Raw genomic sequence first — 9,711 nt, forward strand, 5'->3', positions numbered from 1 at the left:
GGTCCTTGACCAGCGCCAGCCGTTCACCGTCGGAATTGTGCACCGCGTAGAGCGTCTCGAGCCCGCCGAGCTGGCTCTGCATCTCTTCTGGGAGATCCTGGGCAGCCACGGGGCGCACGTAGACGATGCGGTCTTCACCCGGAAGTCTGAAGTCGAACCTGGTATTCATGGCTTACCCCTTCTTGATCTGGATTGTCTGAACGACCGTCTCGGGACGGGAGAGCGTGAGGTCCACGTGCAGCAGACCGTTCTCCATCACAGCCTCACCCACCTCGACACCATCGGCCAAGACGAAACTGCGCTGGAATTGCCGTGCGGCAATGCCCCGATGCAAAAAGATGCGCTGGGCCCCATCTTCGCGCTGCCGGCCACGGATGACGAGCTGACGGTCCTCGACGGTGATCGCGAGGTCCTCTTCCGAGAATCCGGCCACGGCAAGCGTGATGCGATAGGAAAAATCGGAGGTCTGCTCGATATTGAACGGCGGGTAGCCTTCGCTCGACTTGGCGGTTCGCTCGAGCAGCCGCTCGAGTTGCTCAAAGCCGAGCATGTGGGGATACGATCCCAGGGTCAGTTTACTCATCGACACGTCCTTTGCAGAAAGCGACCGTCCGCCGGGTCCCGCGCTTCGGCAACCCTTGCCAAATGAATATGGGAACGCGCCGGATTGTGCGCAAGGGCTTTGCCAAGGGGGAGAAGGTTGCTATTCTAAACCCCTGCACCGCAAGGAGTTTGCCAGCATGGACGCACCGCAAGACATCTCGATGAAAACCGAGGACGTGTTGCGTGTGGAGCTGGAGGTCTTCAAGCGCGAACACCGCGATCTCGATGAAGCGATCCGGGCCCTTCACGAGCGCGGCGTGGCCGATCAGCTGACGCTGCAACGTCTCAAGAAGAAAAAGCTTTTCCTCAAGGACAAGATCGCGCTGATCGAGGATCGTCTGACCCCCGACATCATCGCCTGAGTCTGAGCGGCCCGCGTTCGCGTGTCAGCGGCGCCTGTCCGGCGCGCCTCAGACAAGCTGCGACGTGGTCTCCTTGAGCAGCTCCGCCGAGCGTTTCAGGGCGGCGGCCTCGTCCGCCGCGAGCTCGGGCATCAGCGTGGCCACCACGCCATCCCGGCCCACCACGCGCGGCAGGCTCAGCGCCACGTCTGAGACGCCTTCGACCCCGGGCGTGACGATGGACACCGACAGCACCGCGCGCTGGTCATCGCGCACCGCCTGCACGATCCGCGCGAGCCCGGCGCCGATGCCGTACCACGTGGCTCCCTTGCCCTCGATGATGCGGTAGGCGGCGCGGCGCACGCCCTCGTCGATGCGGGCCCGAACCTCGTCGGTCAGGGCCGCGCCCACCTGCGCGGCGAAGCGCGCGACGGGCTCCGATCCGGCGCGGGCCGAGGCCCACGCCAGCACCTCGGAATCGCCGTGTTCACCCAGCACGTAGGCGTGGACCGACTGCGGAGCGATGCCGAGATGGCCGGCGATCAGGCTGCGGAACCGGATGGTGCCCGAGCCGATCACCCGCGCGGCGGGCAACCCCGAAGCGCGGAGCGCGATCTCGGTCATCACGTCCACCGGGTTCGAGGCGACCAGCAGCATTGCATCCGGCGCGGCCTTCTGCACGCCTTCGATCACCTGCGCAAAGACCTCGGCATTGCGCGACAGAAGGCTCAGGCGGCTTTCGCCCGGCTTTTGCGCGACCCCCGCGGCGAGGATGACCAGGCCCGCGCCCTCGAGCGCGGCGTAGTCTCCCGCCTCGACCCGGCAGGGGTGGGCGAAGGGCACCGCGTGGGCGATGTCCTCGGCCTGCGCTGCGGCCAGTGCCGCGCTGCGATCGACCAGCACCACGTGGCTGGCGCCGCCACGAAGCGCCAGTGCGTAGCCCGCGGCCGAGCCCACCATGCCCGCTCCGACGATTCCGACCTTCATGAGCTGTCCTCCTGTGCCGCCTGCGCATTTCGGGAGGACCCGAAATGCCCTCTCGGGCCGAGACTTGCACGGCAGGGCGCGGGGAAACAGGAAAGAATGGCTCAACCCGCGGCAGAGACCACGGGATGCCCGTTCGGCGACCGGAACCGGGGCTGGGGGTCAGACGTGCAGCTTGGCCGAGAGCGTGCGCAGCGCCAGACGATCGGCCTCGTTCAGGCGCGGGACCCGGCTGCGGAACAGCGTGGCCTGGCTGCGCAGCACCGGCTCTTCCTCAAGCACCTTGAGGTGGTTCGCGCGCAGCGTCTCGCCGGTCGAGGTGATGTCGGCGACAGCCTCGGCCGTGAGGTTCTTCACCGTGCCCTCGGTCGCGCCCTGGCTGTCGACGAGTTGGTAATCGGCCACCCCGCCGCGCCGCAGGTACTCGCGGATCAGCCGGTGGTACTTGGTGGCGATGCGCATGCGGAAGCCGTGACGTTCGCGGAAGGCGGCGGCGGCGGCGTCGAGGTCGTCGAGTGTGTTCACGTCGGTCCAGCAGGCCGGCACCGCGACGATCAGGTCCGCCTGGCCGAAACCGAGTTCGGCCAGCGGCTCGACCTTCTGGTCCCACTGCACCAGCTTCTCGCGGATCAGGTCGGTGCCGGTCACGCCAAGGTGGATGCGGCCTGCAGCCAGCTCGCGCGGGATCTCACCCGCCGAGAGCAGTACAAGGTCGACACCCTCGACGCCGTCCACCGCGCCGGAATACTCGCGCTCGGACCCGGTACGGGTCAGCCGCACGCCGCGGGCACCGAACCAGTCGAAGGTCTTCTCCATCAGCCGCCCCTTGGACGGCACGCCCAGCTTGATGCTCATGCCCGGCTCCCGAGTTGCAGCAGAAGTCCGGGCCGGATCACCCCGCCCACGGCGGGGGCGGCGCGGCCCTGGCCCGGACGCGCGGCCAGCGCGTCATAGCGCCCGCCGGTGGCGACCGGCGGCAGGTCGGGCCGCTGCGCCGGCAGGAAGCCGAACACGAACCCGTCGTAATACTCCATCGAGGTCCGGCCGTAGCTTGCCTCGAACTCCAGCGCCGCGACGTCGACGCCGCGCGCGGCCAGCGCCTCGCAGCGGCGTTCGAAAAGCTCGACCGCGGGCAGCATGCCGGGCAGGTCGACGGCGATGTCATGCAGCTGCTCGAGCGCGAAGCTGCAGGTCTCGCGCACGGCGAGCAGCGAGTCGATGAGCTGGACCTGGCTGCGGCAGAGCGGGCCCTCGGCGGCATCCTCGCGCAGCGCGGCGATGCGGGCGGCGATCTCTTCCTCGGAGCGCAGGCCGATCATCGGCCCGGCCGAGGCCATGGGATCGGCGGCTTCGAGCAGCGCCTTGCGCGAGGGCGGCACCGGGCTGCGACCGGAGTAGCGGTCGAGCAGCGCCCGGAACCTGCGCGGGCGCCAGATGTGGCGCATCAGCGCGGCGCGGCGGCGTTCGGAGATCTGCAGCGCCTGAACCGCCGAGGCGAGGATGCCGATGTCGCCGGTCACCGCCCGCAGCCCGTGCGGCGCGAGGGTCTCGGCGAAGAGCGCGAAGACCTCGGCATCGGCGCGGGCGGGATCGTCGTCTGCGAAGAGCTCGTAGCCCACCTGGAAATACTCGGAGGCGCGCTCGGGGTGTTCTTCCTGCCGCCGGAAGACCTCGCCGCAATAGGTGTAGCGCGAGGGCGCGGCGCCGCTTTCCATGTGCATCTGCACGACGGGGATGGTGAAGTCCGGGCGCAGCATGACCTCGCCCCGCGACGGGTCGTGGGTCACGTAGGCGCGGGCGCGGATGTCCTCGCCGTAGAGGTCGAGCAAGGTCTCGGCGGGCTGGAGGATGGCGCAGTCGACGTTCTGCGCCCCGGCCTCCAGGAAGCGCGCGCGCAGCCGGACGGCCTCGGCGCGCTGCTCTGCGATGGTCACGCCCATTGCTCGAGGATCTCTCTGACCTTGGCCACCATCTCGGCGCGCGGCACCTCGTATTGCGAGGGCCGTTCCTTCCATTCCTCGAGGCTGGCGCTCTGGGCGAGCCTGGCGCCGAGCACCAGGTCCTTGATCTGCAGTACCCCGCGCGCCTTCTCGTCGCCGCCCTCGATGACGGCCACGGGCGAGTTGCGCTTGTCCGCGTACTTGAGCTGGTTGCCGAAGTTCTTGGGGTTGCCGAGGTAGACCTCGGCCCGGATGCCTGCATTGCGCAGCTCGGCGACCATGGCCTGGTAATCGGCCATGCGCTCGCGGTCCATGACGGTGACCACAACGGGGCCCTGCGCGGTCGAGCCGATGCGGCTCTTCTCGCGCAGCGCGGCCAGCAGCCGGTCGACGCCGATGGAGACGCCGGTGGCGGGCACCGACTGGCCGGTGAAGCGCTTGACGAGGTCGTCGTAGCGTCCGCCGCCCGAGACCGAGCCGAACTGGCGCTTGCGGCCCTTCTCGTCGAGGATCTCGAAGGTGAGCTCGGCCTCGAAGACCGGGCCGGTGTAATATCCGAGGCCGCGTACCACCGAGGGGTCGATCTCGATGCGGTCCGAGCCGTAGCCCTGCGCGGCGAGCAGCGCGCCGATTTCCTCGAGCTCGTCCACGCCCTCGGCGCCGATCTGGCTGCTGCCGATCGCCGCGCGCAGGTTCGCCACGGTGGCGCCGGCGTCGGCGCCCTTGGAGGTCAGGAAGGCCAGCACCGGATCCGCCTGCGCGTCCGACAGGCCGACCCCGTCGATATAGGCGCCCGAGGCGTCGAGCCGGCCCTTGCCGAGCAGCTCGCGCACGCCGGACTCGCCGACCTTGTCGAACTTGTCGATTGTGCGCAGCACCGCGTCGCGCTGCGCGTCGTCGTCGAGACCCATGGCCTCGAGCACGCCGTTCAGGACCTTGCGGTTGTTGACCCGCACCAGGTAGTCGCCGCGCGGGATGCCGACCACTTCCAGCGTGTCCGACAGCATGGCGCAGATCTCGGCATCCGCCGCGACGCTGGCCGCGCCAACGGTATCCGCATCGCACTGGTAGAACTGGCGGAAGCGGCCGGGGCCGGGCTTCTCGTTGCGCCAGACGGGCCCCATGGCGTAGCGCCGGTAGGGCAGGGGAAGATCGTTGCGGTGCTGGGCGTAGACCCGCGCCAGCGGCGCGGTCAGGTCGTAGCGCAGCGCCATCCACGACTCGTCCTCGTCCTGCCAGGCGAAGACGCCCTCGTTCGGGCGGTCGACGTCGGGAAGGAACTTGCCGAGCGCCTCGACGGTCTCGACCGCGCTCGATTCCAGCGCCTCGAAGCCGTAGCGATGATACACCCCGGCGATGGCGTGCAGCATCTCGGCACGCTCGGTCACTTCGGAACCGAAGTAGTCGCGGAATCCCTTCGGCGTCTGCGCCTTGGGACGGGGGGCTTTCTTCTCTTTGGCCATGCCGGGCTCCGGGCTCGTGCAGATTGCGCGCCTCCCTTAGCCGCTTGCGCGTGCGGGGGCAAGCGACGGGCGCCGCGTGCAACGGCCATATGCCGCGGCGAAGGCTTGTGCCGGATGCCTCCGGCGGGGATATTTGGGGCCAGAGGAAGACAGGGGGAGCGCCACCGCCGGCCCGGGTTTCCTGTGGCGAGCGTCGCGGGGGAGGCCGTCAGGCCTCGGTCCGCTGACCCCGGCGGCCTTTCCATCCCGCGCGGCGGCGCCTATCACGCGGCCAAAAGGAGCCCGAGACCATGCCCAGCGAGACCGCCCCCTTCGAAGAACGCATCGCCCATCTCGAACGGACGCTTGACGACCTTTCGGACACCGTCGCCCGGCAGGACCGCGAGATCGCGCTGCTGACCCGGCGGGTCGAGATGCTGCTGCTCCGCGAGGCCGAGCGCCAGAGCGAGGGCACCGGCGGTGTCGTCATGGGCGACGAGCGCCCGCCGCATTACTGAGGCAGGGGTTCGGGCCGGGGCGCGGGCGGAGGGTCAGAAGTCCTCGACCGCCAGCACCCCGTCGAGGGATTTCACCGCGCCCTTGATCTCGGGCGTCACCGGGAATTCCTGCCGCAGGTCCATCTCGACCTCGCCCGGCAGACCCGCCGCCGACAGGCACAGCCGCACCGGGCCGCGCCCGGCCTTGGGCATCTGCTCGGCGGCGCGGCTCAGCACCGAGGCGACCTGCGCCACCGTGCCCGGGTCCTCGATGAAGATCCGGAGCCCCGAGGCGCCGGCATCTGCCACCACGGTCTCGACCGGGCCGAAGCTGCGCGCGAGCAGCTTGAGCTGGTCGGATTCCATCGTCGCCTCGACCGTCACGACGACCTTCGAACCGGTCTCGAGCAGGTCGCGCGATTTCTCCAGCGTGTCCGAGAAGATCGTCACCTCGTAGGCGCCCGACGGATCCGAGAGCTGGGCAAAGGCGAAGCGGTTGCCCTTGGCCGACTTGCGCTCCTGCCGGCCGGCGACCACGCCCGCGAGCTTCACGAGGCAGGTGCCGCCGCGCGCCTTGTTCTCGGCATCGTCCAGCAGCATCACGTCGCGCCGTTTCAGCGCGGGCATGTAGTCGTCGAGCGGGTGGCCGGAGAGGTAGAAGCCGATGGCCTTGAACTCTTCCGAAAGGCGCTCGGCGGGCAGCCAGTCCGGAACCGGCGAGAGCCGCGGCTCGGGCAGATCGTCGCCGGCCTCGCCGAAGAGCGACACCTGTGCCGAGTGCTTCTGCTCGTGCACCGCGGCCGAGTAGGCGACCAGCGCGTCGAGCGATTCGAAGATCCGGCGGCGGTTGCGGTCGAGCTGGTCGAAGCATCCGGCGCGGGCCAGCATCTCGAGCGGCCGCTTGCCGACGCGCTTGAGGTCCACCCGGCGGGCGAAGTCGAAGACGTTGACGAAGGGCTTGTCGGGGCTCTTCGGATCCTCGGGCACCGAGCGCCGCCCCTCGACCACCAGCCGCATCGCGTCAAGGCCGACATTCTTGAGCGCGCCGAGCGCGTAGACCAGCTTGCCCTTGTCCACGTCGAAGGTGGCCTGGCTGCGGTTCACGCAGGGCGGGACGTAATCGAGCTTCAGCCCCTTCTTGGCCTCGTAGAAATAGGTGGCGAGCTTGTCGGTCAGGTGGATATCGCAGTTCATGACGCCTGCCATGAACTCCACCGGGTGGTTCGCCTTGAGCCAGGCGGTCTGGTAGCTCACCACCGCGTAGGCGGCGGCGTGGGACTTGTTGAAGCCGTAGTTGGCGAATTTCTCGAGAAGGTCGAAGACCTCGGTGGCCTTCTTCTTGTCGACGCCGTTCTCGGCGGCGCCCTTCTCGAACTTGGGACGCTCGGCGTCCATCGCCTCCTTGATCTTCTTGCCCATGGCGCGGCGCAGCAGGTCGGCGCCGCCGAGCGAGTAGCCCGCCATGACCTGCGCGATCTGCATCACCTGTTCCTGGTAGACGATGATGCCCTGCGTCTCGGCAAGGATGTGGTCGATGGAGGGGTGCACCGAGGTGATCTCGCGCAGGCCGTTCTTGACCTCGCAATAGACCGGGATGTTCTCCATCGGGCCGGGGCGGTAGAGCGCCACGAGCGCGACGATGTCCTCGATGCAGGTGGGCTTCATGCGCTTGAGCGCATCCATCATGCCCGAGCTTTCCACCTGGAACACCGCGACCGTCTTGGCGTCGGCGTAGAGCCTGTAGGTCCGTTCGTCATCCAGCGGGATGAGGTTCATCTGGTTCTCGCCACCCTCGGCCGGCTCGTAGAGCTGGGTGCCGTCGGCGGCGACGTGGATCGGGCGCCCGCCCTTGAGGATCAGGTTCACCGCGTTCTGGATCACGGTCAGCGTCTTCAGGCCGAGGAAGTCGAACTTCACGAGGCCGGCCTGTTCCACCCATTTCATGTTGAACTGGGTCGCCGGCATCTCGGAGCGCGGATCCTGGTAGAGCGGCACCAGCTCGTCGGTGGGGCGGTCGGCGATCACCACGCCGGCGGCGTGGGTGCCGGCCGAGCGCAGCAGCCCCTCGATCTGCTGGCCGTAGGTGAGCAGGCGGTCGACGACCTCCTCGTTCCGGGCTTCCTCGCGCAGGCGCGGTTCGTCCTGCAGCGCCTTCTCGATCGAGACCGGCTTCACGCCCTCGACCGGGATCATCTTGGACAGGCGGTCGACCTGGCCGTAGGGCATCTGCAGCACCCGGCCGACGTCGCGCACCGCCATCTTCGACAGCAGCGCGCCGAAGGTGATGATCTGCGCCACCTTGTCGTGGCCGTATTTCTCCTGAACGTAGCGGATCACCTCTTCGCGGCGGTCCATGCAGAAGTCGATGTCGAAGTCGGGCATTGAGACCCGTTCGGGGTTCAGGAAGCGTTCGAACAGCAGCGAATAGCGCAGCGGGTCGAGGTCGGTGATGGTCAGCGCGTAGGCCACCAGCGAGCCTGCACCCGAGCCCCGGCCCGGGCCGACGGGGATGTCGTGGTCCTTGGCCCACTGGATGAAGTCGGCCACGATCAGGAAGTAGCCGGGGAAGCCCATGCCCTCGATGATGCCGAGCTCGAAGTCGAGCCGTTCCTGGTATTGCTCGACGGTCACCGCGTGCGGGATCACCGCGAGCCGGCGTTGCAGGCCCTCGTTCGCCATGCGGCGCAGTTCGGCGACCTCGTCATCGGCGAATTTCGGCAGGATCGGGTCGCGGCGATAGGCCATGAAGGCGCAGCGGCGGGCGATCTCGACGGTGTTCTCGATGGCCTCGGGAAGGTCGGCAAAGAGCGTGACCATCTCCTGCGGCGTCTTCAGGTAATGCTGCGGGGTCAGCCGGCGGCGCGGCTGCTGCTGGTCGACATAGGCGCCCTCGGCGATGCAGATCATCGCGTCATGGGCCTCGTACATCGCGGGCTTGGGGAAGTAGACGTCGTTGGTGGCGACCAGCGGCAGGCCCATCTCGTAGGCCATCTCCACGTGGCCGCGCTCCGACAGCCGCTCGGCCTCGGGCAGGCCGTCCTCGCCGGGGTGGCGCTGCAGCTCGACGTAGAGCCTGTCGCCGAAGATCTGGTGCAGCCGCGTCAGCAGGACCTGCGCGGCGGCACGGTGGTTCTCGCGCAGGAGCCGGCCCACCGGCCCGTCGGGGCCGCCGGAGAGGCAGATCAGCCCGTCGGACAGGGTTTCGAGCTCGTCCAGCAGCACATGCGGGAACTCGCCGTCATGGCGCATGTAGAGCCGCGAGTTGAGCTTCATCAGGTTCTCGTACCCGCGCTCGTTCTGCGCCAGAAGCACCACCGGTGCGGGCGGTTTCGGGCGCTCGCCCGGGGCGGGGTTGAGATAGCGCAGGTCGACCTGGCAGCCGATGATGGGCTGCACGCCGGCACCGCTCGCGGTCACGGAAAATTCCAGCGCCGAGAACAGGTTGTTGGTGTCCGTCACGGCGACGGCTGGCATCTCCATGGCCTCGCAGAGGCCGGGCAGCTTCTTCAGCCGGACGGCGCCTTCGAGCAGGGAGTATTCGGTGTGAACGCGGAGATGGATGAATCGGGGATCGGCCATGCGGCCCACATTAGGCGCCGCCCGGTCCGGGCGGAAGCCCCGATCCGGGGCGGCGGTGCGGGTCGGTCGCGCCTTGGTTGAGACATGCTGGCGGGCGGTAACAGGGGTATTTCAATTGCCGACCGATCCTGCCCTAATTTTGCTCTGGTTTGCGGAGCATAAGGACTGCCGAGCCCATGTGGTGCGAAGCCCGGCGCACCGAAAGAAAAACCTTCCGATCAACGCGCCGGGTCCGGCGTGGCAAAGGAGATTATGACCAAGCACATGAAAACGCCGGATCTCCAGCTCGCGCGCCTGGCGCTGGCGAAGGCGCGTGCCGGAACGG

General features: G+C 68.4%; 9 protein-coding genes. 2 read left to right on the forward strand and 7 right to left on the reverse strand.

Going from position 1 to position 9,711, the window contains the following annotated elements; translation table 11 throughout:
- Window positions 1-169 (reverse strand): DUF1150 family protein (locus tag HC022_RS12740; protein ID WP_167452688.1); only part of this gene is annotated, 169 nt, incomplete at its 3' end.
- A 3-nt stretch (window positions 170-172) separates the two neighbouring features.
- Window positions 173-583 (reverse strand): Hsp20 family protein, encoded by a 411-nt coding sequence (locus tag HC022_RS12745; protein WP_040383615.1) that lies wholly within the window; start codon window positions 581-583, stop codon window positions 173-175.
- Between the two features lie 157 nt (window positions 584-740).
- On the opposite strand from HC022_RS12745, the gene HC022_RS12750 reads away from it, so the two are divergent.
- Complete coding sequence (locus HC022_RS12750) at window positions 741-965, forward strand: YdcH family protein (protein WP_008883050.1); 225 nt, start codon at window positions 741-743, stop codon at window positions 963-965.
- Between the two features lie 48 nt (window positions 966-1,013).
- Here HC022_RS12750 and HC022_RS12755 read toward each other — a convergent pair whose 3' ends face one another.
- From HC022_RS12755 to hisS, 4 genes are all read right to left on the reverse strand, one after another.
- Window positions 1,014-1,931 (reverse strand): L-lactate dehydrogenase, encoded by a 918-nt coding sequence (locus HC022_RS12755; RefSeq protein ID WP_167452689.1) that lies wholly within the window; start codon window positions 1,929-1,931, stop codon window positions 1,014-1,016.
- A gap of 159 nt (window positions 1,932-2,090) precedes the next feature.
- Entirely contained in the window at window positions 2,091-2,783 is a 693-nt protein-coding gene (hisG, locus tag HC022_RS12760; RefSeq protein WP_008883193.1) for an ATP phosphoribosyltransferase, read from the reverse strand.
- The gene (locus HC022_RS12765) at window positions 2,780-3,868 is read right to left on the reverse strand and encodes an ATP phosphoribosyltransferase regulatory subunit (protein WP_167452690.1); all 1,089 of its coding nucleotides are present in this window, start codon (window positions 3,866-3,868) and stop codon (window positions 2,780-2,782) included. Before HC022_RS12765 ends, hisG begins: the two co-directional genes overlap by 4 nt.
- Window positions 3,859-5,331: a histidine--tRNA ligase gene (gene hisS / locus HC022_RS12770; protein WP_167452691.1), complete on the reverse strand. Its 1,473-nt coding sequence runs from the start codon at window positions 5,329-5,331 to the stop codon at window positions 3,859-3,861. The genes HC022_RS12765 and hisS overlap by 10 nt, the downstream gene beginning before the upstream one ends.
- Window positions 5,332-5,621: 290 nt before the next feature.
- Between hisS and HC022_RS12775 the strand changes: the two genes are divergently transcribed.
- Window positions 5,622-5,828, forward strand: a complete 207-nt coding sequence (locus tag HC022_RS12775) for a SlyX family protein (protein WP_008883122.1) — start codon at window positions 5,622-5,624, stop codon at window positions 5,826-5,828.
- A gap of 33 nt (window positions 5,829-5,861) precedes the next feature.
- On the opposite strand, the gene dnaE is transcribed toward HC022_RS12775, so the two are convergent.
- Window positions 5,862-9,386: a DNA polymerase III subunit alpha gene (gene dnaE / locus HC022_RS12780; protein WP_167452692.1), complete on the reverse strand. Its 3,525-nt coding sequence runs from the start codon at window positions 9,384-9,386 to the stop codon at window positions 5,862-5,864.
- Between the last annotated feature and the right edge of the window lie 325 nt (window positions 9,387-9,711).

It is taken from the genome of Salipiger sp. HF18, from assembly GCF_011806505.1.
Classification (GTDB): Bacteria; Pseudomonadota; Alphaproteobacteria; order Rhodobacterales; family Rhodobacteraceae; genus Salipiger; species Salipiger thiooxidans.